The sequence below is a fragment of the Gleimia hominis genome, from assembly GCF_002871945.2.
Lineage (GTDB): Bacteria > Actinomycetota > Actinomycetes > Actinomycetales > Actinomycetaceae > Gleimia > Gleimia hominis_A.
In genome coordinates this window covers 371,094-397,954 of sequence record NZ_CP126963.1, presented here as the reverse complement: position 1 = coordinate 397,954, position 26,861 = coordinate 371,094, and the positions used below count along the sequence as shown (strand labels likewise).

Sequence of the window (26,861 nt, the reverse complement as noted above, 5' to 3'; positions counted from 1 at the left end):
GACTACTTATCCGCTCGTCCAGCCCCAGCCTCATCCATGCGCTGCTGCTCATCCATCTCAATGGCGGAGTCGATTACGGGCCCCAACTCGCCCTCCAGCACGTTCGACAGATTGTACGCCTTGTACCCCGTGCGGTGGTCGGCAATCCGGTTCTCTGGGAAGTTGTAGGTGCGGATCCGCTCAGAGCGGTCAACAGTCCGCACCTGTGAAGCACGCACCGCCTGCGCTTCCGCCTCTTTCTTCTCGCGTTCCAACTGCGCCAACCGGGCTTTCAGCACCCGCATAGCGGCTTCGCGGTTTTGAATCTGACTCTTCTCGTTCTGCATGGACACAACGATGCCGGTTGGCAAGTGCGTCATCCGCACCGCCGAATCCGTCGTGTTCACTGACTGCCCTCCTGGCCCGGAGGATCGGAACACGTCCACGCGGATATCGTTCTTGTCGATCACGACCTCGTCGTCATCTTCCTCCACTTCGGGAACCACCAGAACCCCCGCCGCGGAAGTGTGCACGCGCCCCTGCGACTCCGTTACCGGCACGCGCTGCACCCTGTGCACCCCACCTTCGTACTTCAGATGCGCCCAGACGCCCTCCTCAGGCGGCACATTTCCTTTCGCTGCGATCGACAGGGTGATGTCTTTGAACCCACCCAGTTCCGTCGGCGTGGAAGCCATTTCCTTCACCTTCCACCCCTTCGCTTCCGCATATCGGGAGTACATGCGCGCCAGGTCCGCGGCGAACAGCGCGGATTCTTCCCCGCCCTCACCAGCTTTGACTTCCAAAATGACGTCGTCCGCATCCTGTGGGTCGCGTGGAATTAGGATCTTGAGGAACTTGTCATGCGCCGTTTCTAACCGCTGCTCCAAGCCGGGGAGCTCATCGGCGAAAGACGGGTCCTCCTGCGCCATTTCTTGCGCTGCCTCCAGGTCCTCCAGAGCAGAACGGAACGCGTCGGTGGCGTTTTTAACGGCCCCCAGTTCGGAGAATCGTTTCGCGAGTTTACGTGACTGTACTCGGTCACCAAGGACCTCAGGGTCAGCTAAAGCCTGTTCCACCTCGTGGTATTCATCTAACCGGGGTTGTACGGCCTCCAACTCGTGGCTGTACGTGCTCACTATCTCCATCTCCTTACACTTCGGGGCCGGCCTCTAGTATACGAAACGGCGCCACCCTGGTAGGGCGGCGCCGAATGCTTAAAGCTACTTCTTGCGTTTGCCGTAACGGGCCTCGAAGCGGGCAACGCGACCGCCCGTATCCATAATCTTCTGCTTACCCGTGTAGAACGGGTGGCAGTTCGAGCACACGTCTACGCGCAAGTCCGGTCCTGGCAGTGTGGAACGCGTCTGGAAACTGTTCCCGCACGTGCAGGTTACCGTGATCTCGTTGTAGTCGGGGTGAATACCCTGTTTCATTTGGTTACTCCTTAAGGAATTCGAGGAAACCGGGTCCACGCATCACCCCGATTGTTGGGGCCGGGTTAGCGGACTTGTGACCTTCACAAGCCGGCATCTCCAACTGCCTAAGCTGTGCTCAGGCAGCGTGGTGGTGAACCGGAACCTCGACTATTTTTACACGGTAAACAAGTTTTTTCCACAAGCAAAGGCGTAAAATAGCTCACCTTTAGCGATTGGAAGTTACTTGTTCGGCATGGTCTTAGCGACCATCATCAAAAACTCCGCGTTAGACTGCGTGTCTTTCAGACGATCCAACACCAGTTCCAGTGCGGGCTGCTGCTCCAACGTGCCGAGCACGCGGCGCAACCGCCACATGATCTGCAGCTCTTCCTTCTTAAACAGGACTTCCTCACGCCGCGTGCCCGAAGCATTCACGTCCACAGCTGGGAAGATGCGTCGTTCGGCGAGGTCGCGAGACAACCGCAGTTCCATGTTGCCGGTACCTTTGAACTCCTCGAAAATCACTTCGTCCATCTTCGAACCGGTTTCCACCAGTGCGGATGCGACGATCGTGAGGGATCCGCCCTCTTCAATATTGCGAGCGGCACCGAAGAAACGCTTCGGTGGGAACAGAGCGGACGCATCCACACCACCGGACAAGATTCGCCCAGACGCCGGGGAAGCGAGGTTGTAAGCCCGCCCCAGTCGGGTCAGCGAATCCAGCAGTACCACTACGTCTTGCCCGAGTTCCACAAGTCGTTTCGCCCGCTCAATCGCCAGTTCTGCAACGGCCGTGTGATCCGTTGCCGGCCGGTCGAACGTCGAGGCAATCACTTCCCCTTTAACGGTGCGCTGCATGTCGGTAACCTCTTCTGGCCGCTCGTCTACGAGCACGACCATCAGGTGTACCTCCGGGTTGTTTTGCGCAATCGCGTTTGCGATCTGCTGCATCACCGTGGTCTTGCCGGCCTTCGGTGGGGAGACGATGAGACCGCGCTGCCCCTTCCCGATTGGGGAAACCAGGTCGATGATCCTTGGGGTGATGGCTTTCGGCGTGGTTTCTAACCGCAGCTGTTCCGTGGGGTAAAGCGGGGTGAGTTTGTTGAACTCGCGGCGCTGCCCAGCTTGATCAACCGTCAAGCCATTCACCGTGTCAACTTTCACTAACGCGTTGTACCGCTGGCGCGGCCGCTCGTTTTCGCGTGGCTGCCGCACCGCCCCCACCACGGCGTCACCTGGGCGGAGGTTCCACCGGCGCACGTTCCCGAGGGTTACGTACACGTCGTTCGGCCCCTGCAGGTAACCAGATGTGCGGATGAACGCGTGGTTTTCCTGCACGTCGAGGATGCCCCCAATGGGGATCAGCACGTCGTCTTCCCTGATTTCAGGGGCGTCGTCGCGACCATTGCGGCGTTTACCCCGGTCGCGTCCGCGCCGGCGGCGTCCCCCGCGGTCGTCATCGCGATTATTGTCGTTGTTGCGATTTCGCCGGCGGCTGTTCCGCCCGTCGTTACGGGAATCGTCCTGCTTGTTATCGGCAGAAGGGAGTTTAATGTCGCTCAGTTCCGACACGTTTGATGACGAGTCAGAAGTCGCGTGGTCGCCTTCTTTGTGCTGGTCGTGTTTGTTGTCGCGGTGCTGCGAACCAAGTTCTTTTTTCACATCCAGCTGAATATCTTTAGCGTTCGCCTCGCCCGCGCTCTGGTTGCGACGGCGGCGCGAGTTGCCTCTACTGGCGTGCGCGTCTTCTTTTCCGTGTTCCTGAGGTTTCCCCTCGCCTTTTTGCGGCTGCTGGCCGTTTGTTTTGGTCGAGCCCGCTGGGGTTTGGGAAGTTTGTTTCGCTTCAGTTTCCGTTTTGCGCGGTCGTCCTCGTTTGCCGCCTCCCCCGGCGGCGCGGATCGCGTCGATGAGTTCTGGACGCCGCATCTTATCGGTTACTGGCAGGTTCATTTCTTCTGCTAGTTCGCGCAGTTGTGCCAGGCGCATCGTTGAGATTGCGCGCCTCTTGGGTTTTGGATTCTCGCTCAAGCGTTTTTCCTCACTGATGATGCTACATTGTAGCCACTAAATTATGTTCGTTGTTGAACATACGTGTATTCACGTACCGTTCTTCGTGGGATGAAGCTGCGAATACTTTCGCAATCCACAAGCCTTTCCTAATACTCACAATGGAATCGAGGAACGGTGTGAATAAGCTTTAATGATTCAGCATATGCCAGTTGGTGCGCATCGTTTAGCACTTTCTGCCACGTGCTGCTCGATGGTTAATAGCGTATTGCCTTAACCATTTACTTCGAGTTTAGCAGCCTTTCTTTTTAAAATACATTACAGATCGAGCAAAAATTATGATTTTCGTCGCGCTTCGATGCTCGTACCTTGGTTACACACGTCTAAACGGTGTACGCGCCACCCGCTGGCTGCCGCATCTTCTTGTTGCTGCGCGCTCAACTCGCCCAGTATCAGGACGGTTGGCCCCGCTCCGGAAATAACGGCGGGCATTCCTTGTTCTCGCAAGAACGTGACGAGTGCGTGGGAGGCGGGCATGCATTCTGCCCGGGCGTCTTGATGCAATTTATCTTCAGTTGCTTCAAATAAGTAACGAGTGTCCGCCACTCCCGCCATTACAAGCGCGAGTAGTCCCGCTCGGCCCACGTTAAACGCGGCGTCGGGATGCGCTACTGTGCGCGGCAGAGCTTCGCGTGCCTTTCGGGTCGCCAGTGAATACGGGGGAACTAAAACAGTTGGTTTAATTGTTTCAGGAGGTTCCACGCGAACCACGCGGGCCACCTGCTCGGCAGTGCCGTTACTCTTTGGAGCTTCGGTTGTAATCCACGCGAAAGTGGCGCCCCCGAACACGGCGGGCGCCACGTTATCGGGATGTCCTTCAAGTTCGGTAGCTAACTGGAACACGGTTTGGTCTGACATGGCTTCGGGGCCCACCAGGCCTCGAGCAATGGAAAGTCCGGCCACAATCGCTGCGGCGGACGATCCCAATCCCGCTCCCTGAGGAATCCGGTTGGTCGTCACCATGTCAACTCCAACCTGGGACACGTCCAGGTAGTCGAGCCCTGCTCGCAAGGCGCGGACAATCAGATTGTCTTCCCCATCGGGAAGCTCACCAGCGCCCACGCCCCGCACCTGCACCCGCGTGCTGCCGGTGGTTGCGCGCATCGACACTTCGTTATACATGCTGAGCGCTAACCCATATGAGTCGTAGCCGGGCCCTAAGTTAGCGCTCGTTGCCGGCACCCGCACGGTCACTTGGTCGTTAACTAAACGCATCGGTTACGCCACCCCCTCAACGCGGATAACAGACTCAACTTGCACCCCGGTGGGGGAACTACGGAGCGCATCCAAGGCCTCACGCAAATCTGATTCCGGAGTCGGATTTGTTATGAGGACTACACTCGCCCGTTCCGCGCTTTGCACCTGCGTATTTTCCAAGTCAGGATTTGCCGGCTGCGCGTTTATAACTTGGTTCTGGGAAGCGCACTGGATCGACACTTGCTTCTGGGATGCGCACTGGATCGAAATCCCGTGCTGGGCAAACTCGCCCACAACGTCGGACAAACTGACGTCGGCGGCGTTTATTAGCAAACTCACCTGGTAGCACACCCGCGTGCTTTGCGGCGGCAAAACCGGAAACTGTTCGTAATGCGACTCTGAAGGCGGGTGCTGCCCATGTCCGTGCCGCGCCGCCGTGGCAACCAGGTCACTGAGAACGGCGGAAGCAGTGGGCACACCGCCCGCGCCCTGACCGAAAAACATCAGCTCACCGGCCGCTTCGCACTCAAGCATGATCGCGTTAAACGCGCCCGACACGGATGCGAGCGGGTGGCCTGCGGGCAGCAAGGCGGGGTGAACGCGCACGTCAATCCCCTCCTCCCCAGTGGTGGTGGTACGCCGCTCGGCAACCGCAAGGAGCTTAATCACCATGTTGGCCTCGCGCGCCCGGGTGATCTGCACGGGGGTGATAGCGCGGATTCCCTCCGTGTACACATCATCGATGAGCACGCGGCAGCCGAACGCAAGCGACGCCATCAGCGCGCACTTAGCGGCCGCGTCCAGACCATCGACGTCCGCAGTCGGATCCGCTTCCGCGTACCCTAGTGCTTGCGCTTGCGCCAAAGCCTCATCGTAGGCTGCGCCGGTGGTAGACATGCGGTCAAGAATAAAGTTCGTGGTCCCATTCACGATCCCAAGCACGCGGTTTACCCGGTCCCCCGCCACTCCCTCACGTAGCGCACGCACAATCGGTACTGCCCCGGCAACCGCGGCCTCATACTGCAGCTCCACCTGGTTCGCGGCAGCCAGAGCAAACAACTCCGGACCGTGTTTGGCAAGCAGCGCCTTGTTGCCCGTCACCACACACGCCCCCGCTTTCAACGCGCGTTTCACATAGTCGAGAGCCGGTTCAATCCCCCCGATGAGTTCCACAACAACATCCGCGCTCGCTAGTGCCTCATCGATATCGGTAGTGAGCAAACTCGCGGGCACATCATAGTCGCGTTCTGCATCCAGGTCGCGCACCAACACGGCCGTGAGGTTCCACAGCAGTCCACTGCGCCGCTGCAAATCCTCCCGGCGCTCTTGGATCAAGCGGATCACTTGGGATCCGACCGTACCAGCTCCTAAAACCGCGATATTTATCGCCTTCGCGGGGCGCGTAGCCATCTGTATCTTCTCCTCTTTAATTGCGGTACTCACGGGGCGGTGCGTTCATTAATGAACGCGTCCCGTACCATCAGGTCCGAAATCTGCTCCGGGTAGATAATCCACTGTTTATGCCCGTTCTCTACTCCGAGGGTGCCCGGCCGGGGCAGCAGGTTGTAGTTTGATGCTAACGCATGCCCGTACGCGCCCGTCACGGGGACCGCGAGGACGTCACCGCGGCGCACGTCTTGTGGCAACGCCGCGTGAGCAGCAATGATATCGCCCGATTCACAATGCTTCCCCACGATCCGCACGTCCACAAGCGGGGCGGGTGAAGTCCGATTCGCCAAGATCGCACTGTAGCGCGCCCCGTACAGGGCGGGGCGGATGTTGTCCGACATTCCGCCATCCACACTTACGTAAATGCGCCGGCCCGACTCTGTGGGCACGGGTTTGACGGTGCCGACCCGATATAACGTGACGACGCTTGGGGCCACCACGGACCGGCCCGGTTCGATGGAAACCAATGGCACGGGCACGCCCGCGCTAGTGCATTCGCTCCGGATTACCTCCGCCAATCTGCGCGCAACGTCCCGCTGCGACGGCGCCACCGGATCCGCCGCCGTGTATGCGACCGCGTAGCCGCCCCCTAAATCTAGTTCACCGCACGGAACTCCCCCGGCTTGAAGTTCTTTCACAAGGCCCACGAGGCGGGTGGCGGACTGCACGAATGCTTCCAGTTCAAAAACCTGTGAACCAATGTGCGCGTGGAGGCCGACGAACTGCAAATCCGGATGCGCCGCCGCCCGTTGCGCCACACGTTTCGCATCCCCCGCCGCGAGCGACAGGCCGAACTTTTGATCTGCGTGGCCCGTTGCGACAAATTCGTGTCCGCCCGCGTGCACCCCGGTCGTGACACGCACCATTACGCGGGCACGCCGCCCCAGTTCACGTGCAATCTCGCCGATACGCTCCACTTCATCCTCAGAGTCAATGACGATGCGACCAATGCCCGCTGGACCGGTTTGAATCGCTAGGCGCAGTTCCTCATCGGACTTATTGTTCCCATGTAACCCAACGTCTTCGGGCGCAGCCCCGGCTTGCAGCGCAACTGTGAGCTCACCCAAGCTCGCAGTGTCCACGCCCATGCCTGCTGAAACTGCTTCGCGCATAGCGTAGCCGCTGGGCAACGCTTTCACCGCGTAGTAGGCACGGCCACCGTTCATCCCATACCCGTCCCAGAACTCTTCCGCCATCGCGGTGGCCCACACGTAGGCGCGGCCTTTAAAGTCCGCCTGGTCGAGGACGTACACGGGGGTGGGGATGTCAGCAAGTATCTGCGACACCGGCAGACCCCCAAAGTGCAGTTGGCCGTCGTCACCGCGTACGGCGGACCACGGCCACAAGTCGGGCCGGTCCGCCGGTTCTGCGTTCACTGCGTTCATGGGGTTACCACGGTCTTCTAGCGCGGGCGGGGCTACATCCGCGTGGGCGCGTCGACGCCAAGTAGGGTCAGTCCGTTTGCTAGCACCTGGGTGGTAGCGTCGTTGAGCCACAGGCGGGCTACGTGTCCGGCATCTACCGGGTCCGTCCCGCGCGGACTTACCCGGCACTGCCCGTACCACGCGTGGTAGGCAGCCGCCAGGGATTCGAGGTACCGCGCCACCCGGTGCGGTTCACGCAGCCGCGCCGCCTGGGCGACGGTCGCGGGGAATTGGGCAAGCACTCCCAGTAGGGAAGCATCCGCTGGCGTGTTCAACTGCGCCGGGTCGAAACCAGCGTCGCGTTTCACCCCGTGCGCCGCCGCGTTACGCGATACGTTCGCGGTGCGGGCATGTGCATACTGCACGTAGTACACGGGATTGTCGTTCGTATTCGAAGCGAGTACGTCCAAGTCAATGTCCACGTTCTGGTCCATCGATGACCGCACTAGTGAGTACCGGGCGGCGTCCACTCCCACGGCGTCCACCAGGTCGTCGAGCGTCACAATGTTGCCCGCTCGTTTCGACATGCGTACTGGCTGTCCCCCTTTGAGCAGGTTCACCATTTGCCCAATTAGTATCTGGAGGTTCTTACCCGGCTCATCGCCAAATGCAGCGCACATCGCCATCATGCGCCCAATGTAACCGTGGTGGTCCGCGCCGAGCATGATCACGACCTCGTCCGCACCCCGCTTGCGTTTATCGAGGTAGTAGGCGATGTCCCCGGCGAAGTAGGCGGCGTCCCCACCGGATTTGAACACGACGCGGTCCTTGTCGTCTCCAAAGTCCGTGGTTTTCAACCAGGTGGCTCCCTCTGACTCGTAGATAACGCCGCGTTCTCGCAGCCGGTCAACTGCTTCTTGCACGGCGCCGGATTGGTGGAGGGATTCCTCGTGGAAGAACACGTCGAACTCGACGCGAAACTCCCGGAGTTTGTCTTTAATCTGGTCGAACATGAGGGCTACGCCGCGGGCGCGGAACACTTCGAGTGCCGCGGACTCATCCAGCTCCAACGGGTTCGCTTCCCCAGCTGCCTCGACATCGGCCAGAACCTGGTTCGCAATGTCGTCTACGTAGGCACCCCCGTACCCATCCTCAGGCACTGGCTTGTGCTGCGCGCGCATAAGGAGGGAGCGTGCGAACCGGTCGATCTGCGCACCGTGGTCATTGAAGTAGTATTCGCGTGTCACTTCTGCACCCGAGGCTTCCAGCAGTCGGGCGAGCGTGTCCCCCACCGCTGCCCAGCGGGCACCTCCCAGGTGGATGGGGCCGGTGGGGTTCGCGGACACGTACTCCAAGTTCACGTGCACCCCACTGTGAGCGGTTGATTTACCGTACTTGTCACCGGCTTGCAAAATGGTGCGTGCCAGCTCGCCGGCGGAAGCAGCGTCGAGGCGAATATTAATAAACCCTGGCCCAGCGACCTCTACACTCGCGATGCCGTCGCTATCACGGAGCTTTTGCGCAATCAGTTGCGCTAGTTCCCGCGGGTTTTTCCGAGCGGGTTTCGCCAGCCGCATCGCCACGTTTGTGGCCCAATCTCCATGTTCCCGGTTCCGGGGGCGTTCCACGGTTGCTGCTGGCAGTTGCGGTACGTCTAACGTGCCCTGAGATTGCAGGTCCGCTAGCACCGCGTTGATTAATTCTTCAAGATCTTTAGGAGTCACAACTTCAATACTACGGTTTAGCAGTGCTGAAGGGTATTTACGGCCCGTGAGTCCTCTCATGTTTCACGGGCCGTAATCAGTGCTTGCAGGCGATCCTCACCGCTGACGTTCGTATTCACTCATCATGTCAATGCGTTCCTGGTGGCGCGCCTCATTCGAAAACGGGGTGGTTAGGAACACGTCCACGAGTCTTATCGCTTCCTCGACCGAGTGCTGACGCGCCCCGATCGAAATAATGTTCGCGTTATTGTGCTCGCGCGCAAGAGCCGCGGTGGATTCGTTCCACACGAGCGCGGCCCGCACCCCGTTCACGAGGTTCGCGGCCATCTGCTCGCCGTTACCGGACCCGCCGATCACGATACCCAGCGAATCGGGTTCACCAGCCACCGCTTTACCGCAAGCAATGCACATTGGTGGGTAGGCATCGAGCTTGTCGTATTCTTTCGCCCCATGGTCAACCACTTCATAGTTTTCCTCACCCAGGTGTTTGATTAGTGCCTCACGCAATTCAAAACCCGCGTGATCAGCTGCAATATGTACCCTCATGGTGTCCTTTCTAAACGGTTTAAACAGGTTATGGCGGCCCTAAAACAGGGCGATGCGGTCTGGGGCGGGGAAAATTTGCTCTAACGCGGCTTCGTCTTCGGGCTGCGGCACCCAGTCGGCTGCTTGCGCGTTCTGCCGCACTTGCTCGGGTGTAGTGGCACCAGCGATTACGGACGGCACCGTCGGGCGGGTCGCGAGCCACGAGAGAGCGACCTGCAGCGGGGAAAGCTCCCGCTCGTGCGCGAACTCAATGAACGCGTCAATCTGCTGCCAATCCGTTGACTCAAGCAGCTGCGGTTTCGAATGCGCCACCCGAGTCCCATCGGGGGCTTTACCGTGGCGGTACTTACCGGTCAGTAACCCATTTGCAAGCGGGAAGTACGGTAGCGTTCCCAAACCAAAACGCTGTGCCGCGGGAATAACTTCCAGTTCTGCCCGCCGGTCGAGGAGGTTGTAGTGCGATTCCGTAGCGATGGGCGCCACCATGCCCGGCTCGTCCGCGAGGTGCGCCAGGTCCGCTAACTGCCAGCCCGCGTGGTTTGAGGTACCGATGTAGCGGACCTTACCGGCCCGCACCGCATCCGACATGGCTGCTAGCGTTTCTTCCGGTGGGGTAATCCCGTCGGGCGTGTGGTACAGGTACAGGTCGACGTGGTCGCGTCCGAGCCGTTTGAGGGAGGCGTCGAGCGCGCGCATCATGTATCGGCGTGAGCCCCGCGCCCCGTGTTCAGGGCCGTTAACGCCGCGCATGTCCATCCCGAACTTCGTGACGACAACCGCGTTCTCCCCCAGGGTGCCGAGCTGGTTCAACGCCTTCCCGAACAGGGTTTCAGAGAGCCCGGGTTCGCGCCCGTAGCAGTCCGCCAAGTCAAACAGGTTGATTCCCGATTCCAGTGCCGTCCGCACTACCTCGAGGGTGCCTTCCGGGCTCTCGGTACGCGTGTGGGCGCGACCAAAATTATTGCCACCAATCCCCACGGCGGACACTTGCAAACCCGAATAACCTACGGTGTTATACCTCATAGTCATGAAGCCATAATATCGAACTTTACTTACGCTGTTTGACCGCGCAGTTTCTTGAGGAACCGCCGAGTGCGATCCTGCTGCGGGTTGCGGATCAGCTCGCGCGCATGTCCAGATTCCAGCACTACTCCGTCGTCAATAAATACTGCCCGATCCGCCACTTCTGCTGCGAAATCCATTTCGTGCGTGACGATCACCATCGTCATGTCCTCGTGCGCTAGAGCGCGAATAATCTGCAAAATCTCCCCGGTCAGCTCCGGATCCAGTGCGGAGGTGGGTTCGTCAAAAAACAAGATCCGCGGGTTCCTCGCCAGTGCCCGCGCAATCGCCACGCGCTGCTGTTGCCCGCCCGACAACTCCCCCGGGTACGCTTGCGCCTTATCCGCCAGGCCCATCCGGTCTAATAGTTCCAGGCACTGAGCTCGCACTTGTGCCCGATCGCGTTTTTGTACTTTTAATGGTGAATCCATGAGGTTGCGCAGCACACTCCAGTGCGGAAACAGGTTGAAGTTTTGGAACACCAAGCCGAAATCGTGGCGGAACCGGTGCTCATCCGCCCCGCTCGTTTTCTTGCCCGCGCGTTTTTCTAACGCCAGCTGCCCCGAATACCAAATCTGCCCACTGTCCATCTGCTCCAAGAATGTGGCGCAGCGCAGCAACGTGGACTTACCGGAGCCAGACGGACCGAGGATCGCCACTACCTCCCCTTCTTCAACCGTTAAAGACACGCCTTTGAGGACCCGGTTGGTTCCGAAGGATTTTTCCATATCGCAAATCTGTAACGCGTTCATTCTCAAGCTCCTTAAATCGCGTAAACGCCCATGCGTTTTTCAATGCGTTCCATAACGACTGACACGATGAGGTTGAAAACGTAGTAGAACACGCCCGCCACAATGAATGGTGTCATGGATGCAGATGCGGCCGACAGCTGCTTTGCAACCGTGAACATCTCTGCGTAAGCAATCGCGAACGCCAATGAGGTGTCTTTCACCAGCGTAATCACCTCGTTCGTGATCGACGGTAGCACCCGCCTAAACATTTGGGGCAGCTCAATCGTCAAAAACGTGCGGCGGCGTGAGTACCCCAATACGAATGCAGCTTCCCGCTGTCCTCGAGGAATGGATTGAAACCCACCTCGGTAGATTTCCGCGAAATACGCTGCGTAGTTCACAGTGAACGCGATTACGACGGCGTAGAACCGGTACTGGGGGCTGATTTCAATTCCCAGCAGGTAGTAGGGGCCGAAATAAACGACCATCACCTGCAAAATAAGCGGCGTTCCACGCATCACAGATATGTATAGCTGCACGAGTGCGCGCAGCGGAAAGAACCTGCTGATTCGCCCCAGGTACACGACGAGGGCAAGGGGCATGGAAAACACGAGGGTGAGGGTGAATACGATGACGGTATTTACTAGACCGCCAGCTAGTTGAGTAATAATTTCTTCAAGCATAATGGTTTCTCGCTAATACTCTCAGCGTGCAAGATGGTTTAGAACTGGTGAGCCCGGTTTTGCGGGTGCCGAGGAAACGCGCCAAAACGAGGATCTGGCACCCGCAAACTGCGGTTATTCGATTACGGAATCTTCAATCTCGTACTTTTTCGCGAGTTTCAAGAAGGTTCCGTCTTTTTTCATTTCGTCGAGGGACTGCTGCACTTTGTCGCGCAACTGCGTGTTGCCTTTTTTGAAGCCAATCCCGTATTCCTCCACCTGGATCGGGTCTTCAAGCACCCGGAACTTATCTGCCCCGCGGGAGTTCAACTGGAAACTCGCAACCGGCTGGTCCACCACGACGGCATCCGCCGCACCAGATTGGAGGGTCATGAAGGCGGAATCGTACTCAGGTACCTCCGTAAGGTTGCCGAACTTTGTAACCAGGCTCTTATTAGCATCGGATTTCAATGCGGCTAAACCAGACGAATCCGCCTGCACGATCACGTTCTTACCGGCGAGCTGCTCGGCTTTTTGGATCTTCGAGTCTGCCTTAACCACCACCACGATCGAGTTGTTCACGTACGGTTTTGAGAACGTGTACTTGTCTTCACGCCCCGTCATTGTGAACCCATTCCACAGGCAATCGACGGTTCCCGCGTTCAGTTCCGCATCTTTAGAGTCCCAATCGATCGGTTGTTTCACCAGATCCCAACCTTGCCGTTTAGCTACTTCTTGCGCTAGATCCAGGTCGAAACCTACGTATTCACCATCTTGCTTGAAACCATAAGGAGGGAAGCTAGCGTCGAATCCGACTGTGAACGTAGATTCATGATGGCGATGCTCGTCCGAGTTCGAGTTCTGGGCATGGTTACCGTTGGAGCACGCAACCAAACCGAAGATGACTAGAACGCTGGACAGCACGGCCAGAATCTTTTTGTTCATCGGATTTCCTTAACTAAACGATGAGTTTACTTACCCCCAGCAAACCGCTGGTGTTATTCAGCCTAACAGGGCCCAGGCAGCGCTTTTTCAACGCTCAACTTCTGAGACACGCGCACGGCGTTCCACCCGCAAATGGGTATGAAAAAGCGCCCCGAACAGGACTCGAACCTGCGACCTTCTGCTCCGGAGGCAGACGCTCTATCCGCTGAGCTATCGGGGCGGACCTACGCTAGTGTACCAGCGTGAGGGCTCGGGTTAAAAATGCGACCCGGGTTGCGCCTGAAAATGCCGCAAAACCGTGCGTGCCAAACGCGGTTTATCAGTAACAATTCCATCGACGCCAAGCGTTAAGGCCTTGTGGATTTCCGGCACACTATTGAGGGTCCATACGTGGACCGCCAGTCCGTGCTTGTGCGCAGACGCCACGAACCGCGGGGTCACCACCGGCACTCCCCGGTACGACAATGGAACTTGAACGGCCACCACACCATCTGTCGGCGCGGGTACGGACAGCCAGCTGGGAGGCACCGTCAGCTGAGCGGCGAGCACCAGCTGCGCAACCTCCATGCTGGCAAGGGAAGTAACGACCCCGGCAGAGCCAACCGCCTTGCGTAACCTCCGCAGCGTCGAAACCTCAAACGAGGCTAAACACAGCTGCTGCGGGTACTTCCGAGCGATACGAGCCAGCGGCTCCACCACCTGCGGTTCCTTCGCATCAACGTTGAACCGGGCGTGCGGAAACGCCTCCAGCACCTCTTCTAACAGTGGAATCGGGCGCTCGCATGGGCGTACCCCACAACCGGGCTCACCCGTGAGCTTGAGTTTGCGCAGTGCCTCATGCGTGAAATCCTTAACTAGCCCCGCGCCCGTGGTGACCCTACCTACAAACGGATCGTGAATGAGCACGACGCGCCCATCGGCTGTCACATGCGCATCGGTCTCAATATAGGAAAACCCGTCGTCAATGGCGCGCGAAAACGCGGTCCAAGAGTTCTCTGGGGCAAAACCGCCACCGCGGTGGGCAATAATAATGGGTTCATGGTGGCGCGCGTACATATTATTACCAGCGTCTTTAAACGCCATCACTTTGTCGCCAGCATCCTTGAACGCCATTACTTGCAGTCCTCTCCCGCGTACGTGGCCTGCTGCTCTTTCAGCCAATCCACCGGATCAATCGGAGTGTCAGCACTGTCGTGGATCTCAAAGTGAAGATGCGGACCGGTGGACATCCCGTTATTTCCAACGAGCGCGATCTCTTGGCCAACTTTCACGGAATCTCCCTTTTGAACCTTCACGTCGGTGGGGAACATGTGTGCGTACCCGGAGTAGTACACGCCCCCATCGGTGGACTCGTGTTTGATCCGCACCCAGTATCCCGCGCCTTCCATCGGCTGGGAATCCACCACCACGCCGTCAGCTACGGCGAAAATCGGGGTGCCCGCCGGGGCCGCTAAGTCCGCCCCCGCATGCAGCCGGGAAATCCCCAACACCGGGTGGAACCGCATGCCGAACGGTGACGCGAAGTTGAATGAGCCTTGGGCAAGGGGCCAAATCAGTTCGGCAGTTTGCGTAACCGGACGATCCCCATTAGCCGAATCCAACTTCATGCACTGCGAAACTTGCAGCGGGGTGCGCACTCGCGCGCGCGAAGACGCGGTTTCACTGCGATGCAGGTCATCGGCTTGCTCAACCGTCGAATCCGGTTGCCCCGCCCACGAATCACCCGCTGCTGCCACCGCGAACTGTTTAGACGGCAGTGTGATAGAACTGTTTGGCCCCACGAACCCGGACACCGGAATCGCCACCGTCGCCGCAGCCAGCACCGTCACAGCTCCAGCGCGCACAATCCGGTTGGCATGCGAACACTGCTTTGAGCACTGTTCGCGTTTGCGTTGTTTGCGTCGCTGAGCCCTGGTGGGCAACGGGCACTGCGTAGACGTGGAGTTCAACAGTTCAGTTCCTTCAGTTGCGTCAGATTGGACCAATAATTACCCGAACTTCCACGAAACAAAGGTGGAAGCCCTAAAGACTGTTACAAATCTATAACGAAATGATGAAGTTTTCTACAGTTCTCGCGTCCTGTGTAAAACCTCACCGGCTCAACGTAACCGCCCCGCATCATCACCCGCGCTGGGCAGTTGCCAACGCTGGAGAGCGTCACGTACCTCACCGACCAGCTCCTCCAAAATATCCTCCAAAAAAATAACGCCTTTCACCACACCCGCCTGCGTAACTTCCGCTAAGTGCGTGCCAGAACGTTGCATTTCCCGCAGTGCTTCTTCCACTTCCATGTTCGAATCCAGGTTCACCAGATCCCGCACCCGCCAGGTGTCGACCGGGTCAAACCGCCGCCGCTCATTTGCGTACAACACGTCTTTCACGTGGATATACCCCACCGGCACCCCATGCTCATCCACTATCGGGTACCGCGAGTACCCGGTTTTCGCCACTTCCCGTTCCACCATTTCGGGCGTCACCCCAACCGGAAGGGTCACCAAATCTGCAAGAGGCACCATGGTGGAACCAACCGTTTCGTTCGAGAACTTGAGGGTGCCAGAGAGCAACCCGGAGTCGTCATCAATCATGCCTTCTTGTTGGGAGCGTTCCACGATCGACGCCACTTCGTCCGCGGTGAATGCGGCAGACACTTCCCCTTTTGGTTCCAACCCGACGCGGCGCACGAACCAGTTCGCTAACTGATCCATTTTGGTCACCACGGGGCGCAGCAGTTTGCCGAACGCCACCAGTGGTGGAGCCAGGAACAACAGGGCTCGCCCCGGCATTGCGACCGACACGTTTTTCGGTACCATTTCGCCAAATACAACGTGCAGATACAACACGATCAGCAGCGCGCCGATAAAGCCCACCACGTGAGTGCTCGCAGCGGGCAGCCCCGCGTGCTTCAGCGGAGCTTCCACCAGGTGAGCGATTGCGGGTTCCGCCACCGCCCCGAGCGAAGTCGATGCCACCGTGATGCCCAACTGGCAGATCGCAAGCATGACGGACACGTGCTCAATTGCCCACAGCGCAGTTTGCGCTCCCCGTCGTCCTTCTTGCGCCAACGGTTCTATCTGCGCGCGCCGCGACGAGGTTACTGCAAATTCCCCAGCCACGAAGAATGCGTTTAAAGCCAGGAGAATTATGGTCACTGCGAGTCCAACCGGGAGGCTCATGACTCCTCCTGGGGTTTCGTGATCTCAATTTGTTCGATTCGTCGTCCGTCCATCAGCACCACCCGAAGCTTCACCCCATCGGTTTCCACTTCGTCACCCACTTGCCCCACGCGTCCGAGTCGGTCCATCACGAGGCCCGCGAGTGTTTCGAATGGACCGTCGTCACTAACTTGAATTTGGGTGCGTTCCAGCAGCTCGTCGGGGCGCAGCGTTCCGGGTACCCGCCAGGCTCCCGAGCGCATACGGCGAATGCCGTGGCGGCGTGAATCGTGTTCGTCCGCCACTTCCCCCACAATTTCTTCAACTACGTCCTCGAGGGTAACGATCCCCGCGGTGCCCCCGTATTCGTCTACGACCACGGCGATTTGCAGCCCTTCGCCGCGCAGTTGCACCAGCAGTGGTGCCAGGGGCAGCGTTTCGGGAACCTGCGGCGCTGGGGACATGAGGGATGAGGACAGCACGGACACTTCTGGCCGGCGTTCAAACGGCACCGCAACAGCGCGTCGGAGCGAAACAAACCCGACAATGTCGTCGGAATCGTCACCGACCACGGGAAACCGCGAGTGCCCGGTGACGCGCGAGAGGTCAACTACAGTTTGTGCAGTGTCGGATTCACGCAGGTACTGCATACGCCCCCGGTCCGTCATCACATCTTCTGCGGATAGTTCCCCGATTGACAGGGATTTGGCTAGCAGTGTGGCAGTGCCTGTGTCGAGCGTGCCTTCGCTTGCGCTGTGACGCACTAATGCGGTTAGTTCGGATGCGGAGCGGGCCGAGGATAGTTCTTCCATCGGTTCTATTCCCACCCGGCGCAGCAGCGCGTTTGCCGTACCGTTCAGCACGCGGATGAGGGGGTGGAAAACTCTAGTGAATAGTGTTTGGAACGGAGTTACGAACTCTGCGGCTTTCAGCGGAGCGGCTAACGACAGGTTCTTGGGGACCAGCTCACCAAACAACATTGAGAAAGCGTTGACGATAATTATCGCGACCACCGCCCCGATTCCGCCGGCCAATGCGACGGACAGTCCGATTGAATGCAGTCCACGCATCAGCAGGGCGGTCAGTGACACCTGGGTGGTGTACCCCAGCAAAATAGTGGTGAGGGTAATTCCCACTTGCGTACCCGAAAGCTGGGTGGAAAGAGATTTGATAGCAGTCGCAACTTTTGAGGCGGACCGGTCGCCATTCTTAGCGTGTTTTTCAACCGAAGCGGGGTCGAGCGCCACGTAAGAGAACTCGGCGGCCACGAACAGTGCGGTCCCGGCGGTCAACACTACCCCTAAGACCACCATGAGGATGTCAAAGATCACCGGCGCATCACCGGCGCGGTACTTCGATACTTATCGTTAGAATCCACACGTTAACCCTACCTAATTTTAGGCCTGGTCCCCTAGCTCCAGCAGGTTTCGGCACGGTGATCTAAGCAACCATAAAAGTTTTCCCCATAGGGACGTGTGGTCACTTAATGCTTGGATAAATTCACCTAAAACTATCTTCATGTCAAGATATTTTGTTGCGTTTTGTGCCTACACTAGAGGTATCAAGCTCCCAACAGTCATCTGCAGGCGTGCGCGCGTACGCGCCAGGCTTGTAGAGAACGGATAGTTAAAGGAACCTAACGGCATGAATGTTCAATCGTCCGGTCCGATCCAAGCAGCACCGCGTCCACCTGCCCCTCCGGCACCAGGCAAGGCCCCAGCGGAACCAAGCCGCGCAGAAGACGCTGCTGAACAGAAAAAGCACTATCCACACGCGGCAGACATGACGCGTTCCGACTTGCCACCCGCCCCTCCGGCGAAATCAAAAGAACCCACTTCCCCGTACGTACGCGCAAGGCGCGCAGCCAGTGCGGCGGACGAGCTCGTGGATACGACGGTGGAGGACGGGATCGAACGTCTCAAAGGAGTGGGACGTGCGGTTGTGAAAAACATGGAAGCTTCCCTGGAGATCCCAACAGCTACGTCAGCACGGCAAGTTCCCGCGAAACTACTCATTGAAAACCGGATGGTGATCAACTCGCACCTGCGGCGCACGCGCGGTGGCAAGATTTCATTTACGCACCTAATCGGTTACGCACTCGTGGAAGCGCTCGTAGAGATGCCTTCCATGAACCTGCGGTACACGTTCGACGAAAAAGGCCGGCCCGCCGTGGAACACTTTGCGCACGTCGGTTTCGGGCTCGCGATTGATCTGCCACGCAAAGATGGGTCGCGTTCCCTAATGGTGCCTGTCGTACACGACGCGGACACGCTCACTTTCTCGCAGTTCGTAGAAAAGTACGAGGACCTCGTGAAACGCGCTCGCGCCGGCAAACTCGGGCCGGATGACTTCGCGGGCGGAACGATCACCCTAACCAACCCCGGGACGCTTGGGACAACGCATTCTGTCCCCCGCCTCATGCAGGGACAAGGGGCAATTATTGGGGTTGGGGCCACGGACTACCCGGCGGAATGGGCAGGAGCGTCTCCGGACCGGTTGGCGCGCCTGGGAATCGGGAAAGTCATGACCATGACCTCCACGTACGATCACCGCGTCATCCAAGGTGCGGGATCGGGCGAATTCCTGCGGCTAGTAATGCGCAAACTCGCGGGCCAAGACCACTTCTACACACGCGTGTTCCGCTCCCTGAAGATCCCCTACCCGGCATACGCGTGGGCGCAAGACCACGAATACAATCCAGAGTTTGAAAAAGACAAACCGAGCCGCATCGTGGAACTGATCCACGCGTATCGCACGCGCGGACACTTGGCGGCAGACACGGACCCGCTCGAATACAAGGTGCGCCAGCACCCGGACCTAGAAATCACGAACTACGGGTTGAACGTGTGGGACCTAGACCGCTCTTTCCCCACCGGTGGGTTCGGGGGTCGCGAGCACATGACGTTGCGCGAAATTCTGGAACAGTTGCGCGACACGTACACGCGTACCGCGGGCATTGAGTACATGCACATCCCCGACCCGAACCAGCGCGCGTGGATCCAAGAGCGGGTCGAACACCCGTGGGAGCAGCCGTCGCGAGAAGCGCACAAGCACGTGCTCACCATGTTGAACCGGGCGGAAGCGTTCGAACAGTTCCTGCAAACCAAGTACGTGGGGCAAAAACGGTTCTCGCTAGAAGGTGGGGAGTCGTTAATTCCACTGCTCGACCGCGTGCTCTACGTGGCGTCGCACGAGAACATTTCAGAAGTCACGATTGGGATGGCCCACCGGGGCCGCCTGAACGTACTGGCCAATATTGCAGGGAAGTCTTACGCCCAGATCTTTTCTGAGTTTGAGGGCAACGTGGACCCACGGACAGCGGAAGGCTCGGGGGACGTGAAGTACCACTTGGGCACCGAGGGCGTGTACTCGTCCGACGATGGTTTCGCCACGAAAGTGTACCTGGCAGCCAACCCCTCGCACTTGGAGGCAGCTGACGGCGTACTTGAAGGGGTTGCGCGCGCTAAGCAAGACCAGTTGGGCGAAGATGGCTTCCCGGTACTGCCGATTCTGATTCACGGGGATGCGGCGTTCGCCGGTCAGGGCGTGGTGTACGAGACCCTCAATATGAGTCAACTCCCGGCCTACGCAACCGGGGGGACGCTGCACATTGTGGTGAACAACCAGATTGGGTTCACCACCGGCCCCGCCGCAGGCCGTTCAACCCAGTACTGCACGGACATGGCGAAAGGCCTGCAGATCCCCGTGTTCCACGTGAATGCGGACGATCCAGTGATGGTGGTGAGAGTTGCGAAACTCGCCTTCGAATACCGGCAGACGTTCAACAAGGACGTGATTATCGACCTGGTTTGTTACCGTCGGCGCGGCCACAATGAGGGCGATGACCCGTCGATGACGCAGCCGGTTATGTACTCGCTGATCGACCGCACCCCCACCACGCGCGAACACTACTTGTCGAACCTCGTGGGGCGCGGTGATATTACCGAAGAGGAAGCGGCGAAAGCGCTGAAGCACTTCCACGATTCTCTGGATGAGATTTTGAAGGAAACGCGTGAAAACGATGGGATGCCGGTGATGTCCAGTGAGGACACGCGCCACGGTTTGGAAATCCCCCAGTCCCAGCGCGAAGGCGAAGGCCAGATGATTGGGTGGGAGTCCGCGATTCCGCAAGAGATTGTGCGCCGCATCGGAGATGCGCACGTGGCGGTACCAGAAGGGTTCCACCCGCACCCGAAACTGCGTAAGTTGCTAGAAAAGCGTCAGAAGATGAGTCGCGATGGGAAGATCGACTGGGGCTTCGGCGAGCTTTTGGCGTTCGGTTCCCTGCTCGTTGAGGGCACGCCCGTACGCATGTCCGGTGAGGACAGTAGGCGCGCCACATTCGTTCAGCGGCACGCAGTGCTGCACGACCATGAGGATGGGCGCGAGTGGACCCCACTGAATAACCTCACGGAAGATCAGGCCGCATTGCAGATCTACGATTCCTCCCTGTCGGAGTTCGCACCGATGGCGTTTGAATACGGGTATTCCGTGGAGCGGCCCGACGCGCTCGTGCTGTGGGAAGCCCAGTTCGGTGACTTCGCTAACGGGGCGCAAACAGTGGTGGACGAGTTCGTAGTGTCAGCGGAGCAGAAGTGGGGGCAACGTTCCTCCGTTGTGCTGCTACTGCCTCACGGTTATGAAGGGCAGGGGCCGGACCACTCGAGTGCGCGGATCGAACGCTACTTGACGATGGCCGGGGAAAACAACATGTGGGTGGCGCAGCCGTCAACACCGGCGAACTACTTCCACCTGTTGCGCACCCAGGCTTACCGGCGTCCGCGTACCCCGTTGATTGCCTTCACGCCAAAACAGCTGCTGCGCCTATCCGCTGCCGCGTCGAGCGTGGAAGACTTCACCCACGGGAGTTTCCAACCAGTGATCGACGAAGTTAATCCGCAGGTACGCGAGAACCCGTCCGCTGTTAAACGGGTGCTGCTGTGCTCGGGGCGGGTCTACTACGACCTGTTGAAAGAACGCGATAAACGCCAGGATAACTCCGTGGCGATTGTGCGTTTAGAGAAGTACTACCCGCTGCCGTGGGACGAGTTGGAGGCCGTGCTCGGGCAATACTCCAACGCGCAGCGCGTGTGGGTACAAGACGAACCGCAGAACCAGGGGGCGTACCCGTTCTTGGCACTGAACCTGTTCAACCAGTGGGATGGTGGAGTTGAAGTAGTGGCCCGCCCGGCTGCGGCATCCCCCGCGGCTGGCACGATGGGGCTGCACAAACAGCAGCACGCTGTTCTGATTGAGCAGGCGTTCGGTTCCAAAGCCTAAGGACGTTCGGTTTGAACGCGTAACCCCTTAAGTACGGCTCACCCAATGGGCGGGCTCGGGTGCATTCGGTGCGAATGAGAGGGGTTTAAGACGGGTTTACACGCGGTGGTGATCGATTCACTGGTCACCACCGCGTATCCTTGAGTAGACACCGGGGAGAGGGAGGTATGCGTGAGCGAGTTACGCATCTGTGTTATAGGCGATGAACTGGTTGCCGGGTCGGGTGACCCTCGCAGTTTAGGGTGGTTGGGGCGCGCGGTGGCGCGCACACAAATGCCGGACCATTCATACGTGATGCCGCTAGCACGCCCTCAAGAATCAACTACGGAACTGGTGGAACGGTGGGAAGCCGAAGTGTACCCACGGCTGAGAAAGGGAGCGGATAACCGGCTCGTCATCGGGGTGGGAACTCACGATGTGGAAGCGGGCCTGTCGGTTGCCCGCACGCGCCTGAACTTAGCAAATATTGTGGATGTGGCAGCTTCTCGGGGGATCGCCACTTTGATTGTGGGTCCTCCCCCGCTGCGCACCTCTGACCGAGCGGCGCTAAAAGACGTGGCGAAGGCATGTCAAGAGGTTTGTGAACGCCGCGGAATTCCTTTTGTTGACACGTACGGGCCCCTCGAGGCACACGACCAGTGGCACGACGATTTGGCGATGAGCGTAACTGGTTTGCCGTCGCAGGCTGGGTACGGTTTGATCGCGTGGATTGTATTACACCGCGGCTGGTTTGAGTGGCTAGGACTTACCCAAAGGTCTTAGACTCGACGTACACCAATTTTGTTATAGCTTTTCCGTAATAAATGCGGTGTGGATGATTGGCCGGCGGTGAGCACACTTCGCGTGAACGGTTCACAACCGAACCGCGTTGATGGTTCATAACTAAGCCGCGCCTACGGTGGCCAACCCCAGTTACAGTGAAAGGATTTTCAGTAGCGCAGTGACCTCCCCACTTGTTCGTACCCGTGAGTTACGCGACCAGTTCGGCCGGGTCGCGCGCGATTTACGCGTGTCTTTGACAGACCGGTGCAATTTGCGCTGTACCTACTGCATGCCGCTTGAGGGGATGGAGTGGATGCCGCGCGAAGAGACCCTCACGGACGAGGAAGTTGTGCGTCTGATCCGCATTGGAGTGGAGACGCTGGGCATTGAGCAGATCCGCTTCACCGGTGGCGAGCCTTTGCTGCGCCGTTCTTTGGAGGACATTGCCCGCGCCTGCTCGCAGTTCACCACGCACTCTGGCGCCGCGCCGCGGATGGCGATTACTTCGAACGGTTTAGGCTTAGATAAGCGGGCGCAGGGTTTGTTCGACGCGGGGATTACGCGAGCGAATATTTCTTTAGATTCACTTGACCCGAAACGGTACGCGCAGATTGCGCGGCGCGACCGGTTTTACGATGCGTTAAAAGGAATCGAAGCGGCCCAGCGGGTGGGGATGAGCCCGATTAAGATCAACACGGTGGCGATGCGGGGCATAAACGAAAGCGAAGTCGCAGACCTGCTGGGGTTTTGCTTAGACCACGGGTACCACTTGCGGTTCATTGAACAAATGCCGTTAGGCCCCTCGCACGGATGGCATCGTGATCAGCTGCTAACAGAAGCGGACCTGTTGAACTTACTGTCGGATCGCTTCGACTTGTCCCCCTCCCCCGCACCGCGTGGCAGTGCACCGGCGGGCTTGTGGGATGTGGCGGCGAGCGAGCATCATCCAGCTGGGGACGTGGGAATTATTGCGTCGGTTACGGACCCATTCTGCGCGGATTGTGATCGCACGCGACTAACTGCCGACGGGCAGATGCGCACGTGCTTGTTCGCGCGCGGGGAAACAGATTTGCGCACACCGTTGCGTTCGGGGGCCTCTGACGAGCAGATCGCAGATATGTGGATGGGCGCCACGTGGCATAAGCAGGCCGGGCACGGGATGGGCCGGCCGGACTTCCGCCCACCCGAACGCACCATGTCCAAAATTGGTGGATAGTTTTGCCTCGCGTCAAGCTCACCGGTTTTGTCGTTAGTTATTTGTTGGATTTGGAAGTAACTTGGTGTTCCTGATCGTTAGGTACACGGGGGTATGCCCCGGTTACGGTAGTGAAAGGCAGTGTAGATGACGGATTTACATATCCGGTATTTCGCGGCAGCGTCCGAGGCTGCGGGCGCGTCGGAGCAGACGGTGCCCGTGCGGGAGGGCGAGCAGTTGGCGACTGTGCTGCAGCGGGTTGCAAAAGACAACGCGGAACTTCAGCGCGTATTAAAGCTGTGCTCGTTCCTCAGTGACGGTAAGCGCGTGGATAGGCAAAGCACGGTGGATCCGACCTACCCATTGGACGTGCTCCCACCATTTGCTGGCGGCTAAGCAGACCCTCGCTGTTACCACACGTTTCCACGGCATGAAGTTCCCCCGGCATGAAAAGGGGGCCCGCAAGCCCCATACATCGAGCTCCCTACCGCGAGCGCATCCAGTTGTGCGCGAGACTCTATCGGGTTAAGCGGAGCCCGGCCCCCTCGATCTAGTGGGGTGAAGCCGGCCTCCTCTATCGGGCTAGGCGGAGTCGATCCCCCTCTACCTGGTTAGGCGGAGCCGTTCCTCCCTCTCCTTGGTTAGGCGGAGCCGGTCCACTCGTGGGTGCCGTCGGGGAACTGCTGTTTTTTCCAAACGGGTAGGCGCCGTTTAACCTCGTCAACTAGTAGGGCCACGGTGGAGAACGCCTGTGAGCGGTGTGATGCAGCAACGACCGCCACCATTGCCACGTCCCCGACCGTGAGGTGTCCGGTGCGGTGGACGCAAGAAATCGCGTGCACCCCTTCGCGTCCTGCAATGTCACCTAGTATTTCGCCGATCACTTGCGCGGCTGTGGGGTGGGCGGAGTATTCAATGTCCGTAACCGCCCGCCCTTCGTCGTGGTTGCGCACCGCGCCCGTGAACGTGACTATTGCGCCCGCTTTATCTTCCGTCACTTCTGCCGTAATAGTCTGCGGATCAATCGGTTGATCCCAGATTTCGGCGCGAACAATCCGTGCGGTCACCGCACGTCCTCACCCAGGTCGGCTTCTTTCCCGAGGTCTTGGAGGCGCGAAACGATGTCGCGAATTTGTTCAACTGCCTCGGGAGCGGACTGGGGGTTTGCGGCCAGCCCCACGAGGAACGCGGTCAGCGGCGTTCCGGGACGCGAAATATTGTGCGCCGTGAACCCTGTGAGCCGCAACAAGTCCTTTTCTACTTCAGAAATAATCTGCGGGTCGAGGTTTAGTTCTTTGCTCGCCATCGTGAGCCATTTGCGCATCTGCGCCATGACCGCTGGGTCGTCTTTGCGTTTGTGTTTTTTACTGGTGTGTTCTTCAGTAGTCAACGAACTCTCCTCGGTTAGTTCATGTTTTAGATTTCTCGAAACCATCTTCATTGTCTCGCATAATCTTTATTTTCAAAACACGCTTTACCTGCCCGCAACACATGGCACTTATATGCGTTTCTTTAAAGGGTGCTTTAACGCAGTTGCGTTTGCGCACGATTTTTGTTTGATCGCACCTTTCCGCACTATATCGCGGGTTTACACGTAGGACTAAAGTCTTTATGCAAGCAATCCGTCTGGTATTTACTTAATATCTTTGTGCTGATTTGAGCGTAGAAACAAGCATTTGTTTTCTTAGTTTTTAGGCTTGCTAATCTAGCGGCACATAGACAGATGGGAGGGGTTTTAATGGCGGATAAGAACTTGGGTTTTTATTTCAACCAGACGCTTTGCAATGGTTGTAAGGCTTGCCAAATTGCTTGCAAAGACAAGCATGACACACCTTTGGGAGTTAACTGGCGCCGCGTTGTTGAATATTCCGGAGGTACTTGGCAGCGCAATGGCGATACCTACACCCCGAACGTGTTTTCTTACTACACGTCCATTTCTTGTAACCACTGCGAGAACCCCATTTGTGTGGAGGTGTGCCCCACCACTGCGATGCATAAGAACGCGGACGGGACTGTGACGGTGGATCCGGGTAAATGCGTAGGGTGCCGTTATTGCGAGTGGGCGTGCCCGTATTCAGCCCCCCAGTTTAATGCGGAGTTGGGGCACATGACGAAGTGTGATTTGTGCGCGGATTATCGTGCACAGGGTGAGGACCCGGCGTGTGTGGCTGCGTGCCCGGCCCGCGCGTTGGATTGGGGGCCGATTGACGAGCTGCGGGCAAAGTATGGCCATGAGGATGGGATTGCGCCTCTGCCGGATCCGTCAATTACAAACCCGCATTTGGTTATCACTCCGCATCGGGATGCGCAGCCGTGGAATGAACGCACGGGGGATATTGCGAACCGGAAGGAGATTTAACGGTGAATGTTTCGGAGTGGCCGGTAACGCTATTCACGGTCCTGACTCAACTGTCGGTTGGGGCGTTTATCGCTTTGGGGTTCATTAACGTGATGGGCCGGAGGTATTCTTCTGCGAGAGTTATTGACCGGGTGTCGTATCCGGCGTTGTACGCGATTGGCCCGATCATGGTGTTGGCCCTGGTGGGTTCGATGTTTCATATGGGGAATCCGTTCAATTCGCTCAACGTGATCCGCCACGTGGGTTCGTCGTGGTTGTCGTTAGAGATCGTGTTCGGGGTGGGTTTTGCTGGCCTCGGGTTTGCGTTCGCGTTTGTGCAGTGGATGGGCTGGTTTAGCCCGCTGCTGCGTAATGTTTTGGCGTCCTTTACTGCTCTGTGGGGTTTGGCGTTCATTTTTGTAACCGCGAACGTGTATCTGTTGCCGACAGTTCCGGCGTGGAACCATTGGACGACGGTGGCGCAGTTCTTTTTGACCGCGTTCATAACGGGCCCGTTGGCGGTGGCGGTGGCGTTGGCTGCCTATCCGTGGATTCGCCGCAGCCGCACGCTCAGCCGGTGGATGAGCCGCCAGCCAGTAGACTTCGATTCTGCGTTGGAGACACGCGTGGATCGTTTGATCACCCGGTGCTTGCGTTGGGTGGGAGTTGCGGCGGTCACGTTGTTGCCAGTGGAGCTGGTGGTCATCTTGTTCAACTTTATGCGCGGCACTGGAGTTAACCCGCCTGAGCACGCGTTTCAGATGGGCTGGTTCGTAACTCGGATCGTGTTGATTGTGGTGGGGGCAGGCTTGATGGGTTTGTATCTCACGCGCCTGCCAGATTCGCCTGCGGACGCGGGGGTTCGGTCTAGGTCGAACCGGCGCGTACTCACATTGGTGGCTACGAGTTTCACGCTGGTGTTGGTCGCGGAGTTCATTGGCCGGTTCATGTTCTACGGCGCGAATGACCGCATCGGTATTTGACGCGTGGGTT

Annotated in this window: 24 protein-coding genes and 1 tRNA gene; 6 read left to right on the top strand and 19 right to left on the bottom strand. The window is 58.4% G+C overall.

Annotation, left to right across the window (positions count from 1 at the left end):
* Nucleotides 1-2: 2 nt before the first annotated feature.
* From prfA to CJ187_RS01715, 17 genes are all read right to left on the bottom strand, one after another.
* The gene (gene prfA, locus CJ187_RS01795) at nucleotides 3-1,124 is read right to left on the bottom strand and encodes a peptide chain release factor 1 (protein WP_102216015.1); all 1,122 of its coding nucleotides are present in this window, start codon (nucleotides 1,122-1,124) and stop codon (nucleotides 3-5) included.
* Between the two features lie 75 nt (nucleotides 1,125-1,199).
* A complete protein-coding gene (gene rpmE / locus CJ187_RS01790; RefSeq protein WP_102216016.1) occupies nucleotides 1,200-1,412 on the bottom strand; it encodes a 50S ribosomal protein L31 in 213 nt (70 codons plus the stop codon).
* 222 nt (nucleotides 1,413-1,634) lie between these two features.
* A complete protein-coding gene (gene rho / locus CJ187_RS01785; protein ID WP_102216017.1) occupies nucleotides 1,635-3,380 on the bottom strand; it encodes a transcription termination factor Rho in 1,746 nt (581 codons plus the stop codon).
* 357 nt (nucleotides 3,381-3,737) lie between these two features.
* On the bottom strand, nucleotides 3,738-4,676 hold the full coding sequence (gene thrB / locus CJ187_RS01780; RefSeq protein ID WP_102216018.1) for a homoserine kinase: 939 nt from the start codon (nucleotides 4,674-4,676) through the stop codon (nucleotides 3,738-3,740).
* Nucleotides 4,677-4,679: 3 nt separating this feature from the next.
* Nucleotides 4,680-6,068: a homoserine dehydrogenase gene (locus tag CJ187_RS01775; RefSeq protein ID WP_102216019.1), complete on the bottom strand. Its 1,389-nt coding sequence runs from the start codon at nucleotides 6,066-6,068 to the stop codon at nucleotides 4,680-4,682.
* Nucleotides 6,069-6,097: 29 nt separating this feature from the next.
* A complete protein-coding gene (lysA, locus tag CJ187_RS01770) occupies nucleotides 6,098-7,492 on the bottom strand; it encodes a diaminopimelate decarboxylase (RefSeq protein ID WP_102216020.1) in 1,395 nt (464 codons plus the stop codon).
* Between the two features lie 32 nt (nucleotides 7,493-7,524).
* A complete protein-coding gene (gene argS, locus CJ187_RS01765; RefSeq protein ID WP_102216559.1) occupies nucleotides 7,525-9,195 on the bottom strand; it encodes an arginine--tRNA ligase in 1,671 nt (556 codons plus the stop codon).
* 96 nt (nucleotides 9,196-9,291) lie between these two features.
* The gene (locus tag CJ187_RS01760) at nucleotides 9,292-9,741 is read right to left on the bottom strand and encodes a ribose-5-phosphate isomerase (protein ID WP_102216021.1); all 450 of its coding nucleotides are present in this window, start codon (nucleotides 9,739-9,741) and stop codon (nucleotides 9,292-9,294) included.
* Nucleotides 9,742-9,780: 39 nt separating this feature from the next.
* Complete coding sequence (locus tag CJ187_RS01755) at nucleotides 9,781-10,764, bottom strand: aldo/keto reductase (protein WP_233187296.1); 984 nt, start codon at nucleotides 10,762-10,764, stop codon at nucleotides 9,781-9,783.
* A 29-nt stretch (nucleotides 10,765-10,793) separates the two neighbouring features.
* Complete coding sequence (locus tag CJ187_RS01750) at nucleotides 10,794-11,555, bottom strand: amino acid ABC transporter ATP-binding protein (RefSeq protein ID WP_102216023.1); 762 nt, start codon at nucleotides 11,553-11,555, stop codon at nucleotides 10,794-10,796.
* Nucleotides 11,556-11,566: 11 nt separating this feature from the next.
* Nucleotides 11,567-12,217 carry an amino acid ABC transporter permease gene (locus CJ187_RS01745; RefSeq protein WP_199171051.1) on the bottom strand — a complete coding sequence of 217 codons (651 nt, stop codon included), beginning with the start codon at nucleotides 12,215-12,217 and terminating at the stop codon, nucleotides 11,567-11,569.
* A gap of 114 nt (nucleotides 12,218-12,331) precedes the next feature.
* Entirely contained in the window at nucleotides 12,332-13,141 is an 810-nt protein-coding gene (locus tag CJ187_RS01740; protein WP_199171052.1) for an amino acid ABC transporter substrate-binding protein, read from the bottom strand.
* Nucleotides 13,142-13,288: 147 nt separating this feature from the next.
* Nucleotides 13,289-13,361 (bottom strand) — tRNA-Arg (locus CJ187_RS01735).
* A 35-nt stretch (nucleotides 13,362-13,396) separates the two neighbouring features.
* Nucleotides 13,397-14,254: a glycerophosphodiester phosphodiesterase family protein gene (locus CJ187_RS01730; RefSeq protein ID WP_233187297.1), complete on the bottom strand. Its 858-nt coding sequence runs from the start codon at nucleotides 14,252-14,254 to the stop codon at nucleotides 13,397-13,399.
* Entirely contained in the window at nucleotides 14,254-15,090 is an 837-nt protein-coding gene (locus CJ187_RS01725) for a M23 family metallopeptidase (protein ID WP_146003056.1), read from the bottom strand. Before CJ187_RS01725 ends, CJ187_RS01730 begins: the two co-directional genes overlap by 1 nt.
* A gap of 150 nt (nucleotides 15,091-15,240) precedes the next feature.
* Complete coding sequence (locus CJ187_RS01720) at nucleotides 15,241-16,314, bottom strand: hemolysin family protein (protein WP_102216025.1); 1,074 nt, start codon at nucleotides 16,312-16,314, stop codon at nucleotides 15,241-15,243.
* Nucleotides 16,311-17,621, bottom strand: coding sequence for a hemolysin family protein (locus tag CJ187_RS01715; RefSeq protein WP_102216561.1), 1,311 nt, complete (start codon nucleotides 17,619-17,621; stop codon nucleotides 16,311-16,313). The genes CJ187_RS01720 and CJ187_RS01715 overlap by 4 nt, the downstream gene beginning before the upstream one ends.
* 316 nt (nucleotides 17,622-17,937) lie before the next feature.
* Between CJ187_RS01715 and CJ187_RS01710 the strand changes: the two genes are divergently transcribed.
* The 4 genes from CJ187_RS01710 to CJ187_RS01695 all read left to right on the top strand — a co-directional run bounded on the left by CJ187_RS01710 (nucleotide 17,938) and on the right by CJ187_RS01695 (nucleotide 23,926).
* The gene (locus CJ187_RS01710; protein ID WP_102216026.1) at nucleotides 17,938-21,573 is read left to right on the top strand and encodes a multifunctional oxoglutarate decarboxylase/oxoglutarate dehydrogenase thiamine pyrophosphate-binding subunit/dihydrolipoyllysine-residue succinyltransferase subunit; all 3,636 of its coding nucleotides are present in this window, start codon (nucleotides 17,938-17,940) and stop codon (nucleotides 21,571-21,573) included.
* Between the two features lie 171 nt (nucleotides 21,574-21,744).
* Nucleotides 21,745-22,335, top strand: coding sequence for a GDSL-type esterase/lipase family protein (locus CJ187_RS01705; RefSeq protein WP_102216027.1), 591 nt, complete (start codon nucleotides 21,745-21,747; stop codon nucleotides 22,333-22,335).
* A 178-nt stretch (nucleotides 22,336-22,513) separates the two neighbouring features.
* Nucleotides 22,514-23,551 carry a GTP 3',8-cyclase MoaA gene (gene moaA / locus CJ187_RS01700; RefSeq protein ID WP_233187298.1) on the top strand — a complete coding sequence of 346 codons (1,038 nt, stop codon included), beginning with the start codon at nucleotides 22,514-22,516 and terminating at the stop codon, nucleotides 23,549-23,551.
* A 126-nt stretch (nucleotides 23,552-23,677) separates the two neighbouring features.
* Nucleotides 23,678-23,926, top strand: coding sequence for a MoaD/ThiS family protein (locus CJ187_RS01695; RefSeq protein ID WP_102216028.1), 249 nt, complete (start codon nucleotides 23,678-23,680; stop codon nucleotides 23,924-23,926).
* Between the two features lie 245 nt (nucleotides 23,927-24,171).
* On the opposite strand, the gene CJ187_RS01690 is transcribed toward CJ187_RS01695, so the two are convergent.
* Complete coding sequence (locus tag CJ187_RS01690; RefSeq protein WP_102216029.1) at nucleotides 24,172-24,597, bottom strand: molybdenum cofactor biosynthesis protein MoaE; 426 nt, start codon at nucleotides 24,595-24,597, stop codon at nucleotides 24,172-24,174.
* Nucleotides 24,594-24,920, bottom strand: coding sequence for a DUF6457 domain-containing protein (locus CJ187_RS01685; RefSeq protein WP_199171053.1), 327 nt, complete (start codon nucleotides 24,918-24,920; stop codon nucleotides 24,594-24,596). The genes CJ187_RS01690 and CJ187_RS01685 overlap by 4 nt, the downstream gene beginning before the upstream one ends.
* A gap of 348 nt (nucleotides 24,921-25,268) precedes the next feature.
* Between CJ187_RS01685 and CJ187_RS01680 the strand changes: the two genes are divergently transcribed.
* The gene (locus CJ187_RS01680) at nucleotides 25,269-25,889 is read left to right on the top strand and encodes a DMSO/selenate family reductase complex B subunit (RefSeq protein WP_199171054.1); all 621 of its coding nucleotides are present in this window, start codon (nucleotides 25,269-25,271) and stop codon (nucleotides 25,887-25,889) included.
* Nucleotides 25,890-25,891: 2 nt separating this feature from the next.
* The gene (locus CJ187_RS01675) at nucleotides 25,892-26,851 is read left to right on the top strand and encodes a dimethyl sulfoxide reductase anchor subunit family protein (RefSeq protein WP_102216031.1); all 960 of its coding nucleotides are present in this window, start codon (nucleotides 25,892-25,894) and stop codon (nucleotides 26,849-26,851) included.
* The last annotated feature ends 10 nt before the right edge of the window (nucleotides 26,852-26,861 follow it).

What these genes read in the sequence shown, in the direction of transcription:
- lysA (WP_102216020.1), bottom strand. Translation starts at nt 7,492, where the DNA reads ATGAACGCAGTGAACGCAGAACCGGCGGACCGGCCCGACTTGTGGCCG.
- CJ187_RS01695 (WP_102216028.1), top strand. Translation starts at nt 23,678, where the DNA reads ATGACGGATTTACATATCCGGTATTTCGCGGCAGCGTCCGAGGCTGCG.
- CJ187_RS01730 (WP_233187297.1), bottom strand. Translation starts at nt 14,254, where the DNA reads ATGGCGTTCAAGGATGCTGGCGACAAAGTGATGGCGTTTAAAGACGCT.
- CJ187_RS01720 (WP_102216025.1), bottom strand. Translation starts at nt 16,314, where the DNA reads ATGAGCCTCCCGGTTGGACTCGCAGTGACCATAATTCTCCTGGCTTTA.
- CJ187_RS01750 (WP_102216023.1), bottom strand. Translation starts at nt 11,555, where the DNA reads ATGAACGCGTTACAGATTTGCGATATGGAAAAATCCTTCGGAACCAAC.
- prfA (WP_102216015.1), bottom strand. Translation starts at nt 1,124, where the DNA reads ATGGAGATAGTGAGCACGTACAGCCACGAGTTGGAGGCCGTACAACCC.
- thrB (WP_102216018.1), bottom strand. Translation starts at nt 4,676, where the DNA reads ATGCGTTTAGTTAACGACCAAGTGACCGTGCGGGTGCCGGCAACGAGC.
- rho (WP_102216017.1), bottom strand. Translation starts at nt 3,380, where the DNA reads ATGCGCCTGGCACAACTGCGCGAACTAGCAGAAGAAATGAACCTGCCA.
- CJ187_RS01680 (WP_199171054.1), top strand. Translation starts at nt 25,269, where the DNA reads ATGGCGGATAAGAACTTGGGTTTTTATTTCAACCAGACGCTTTGCAAT.
- CJ187_RS01710 (WP_102216026.1), top strand. Translation starts at nt 17,938, where the DNA reads ATGAATGTTCAATCGTCCGGTCCGATCCAAGCAGCACCGCGTCCACCT.
- CJ187_RS01740 (WP_199171052.1), bottom strand. Translation starts at nt 13,141, where the DNA reads ATGAACAAAAAGATTCTGGCCGTGCTGTCCAGCGTTCTAGTCATCTTC.
- CJ187_RS01755 (WP_233187296.1), bottom strand. Translation starts at nt 10,764, where the DNA reads ATGAGGTATAACACCGTAGGTTATTCGGGTTTGCAAGTGTCCGCCGTG.
- CJ187_RS01760 (WP_102216021.1), bottom strand. Translation starts at nt 9,741, where the DNA reads ATGAGGGTACATATTGCAGCTGATCACGCGGGTTTTGAATTGCGTGAG.
- CJ187_RS01775 (WP_102216019.1), bottom strand. Translation starts at nt 6,068, where the DNA reads ATGGCTACGCGCCCCGCGAAGGCGATAAATATCGCGGTTTTAGGAGCT.
- CJ187_RS01745 (WP_199171051.1), bottom strand. Translation starts at nt 12,217, where the DNA reads ATGCTTGAAGAAATTATTACTCAACTAGCTGGCGGTCTAGTAAATACC.
- rpmE (WP_102216016.1), bottom strand. Translation starts at nt 1,412, where the DNA reads ATGAAACAGGGTATTCACCCCGACTACAACGAGATCACGGTAACCTGC.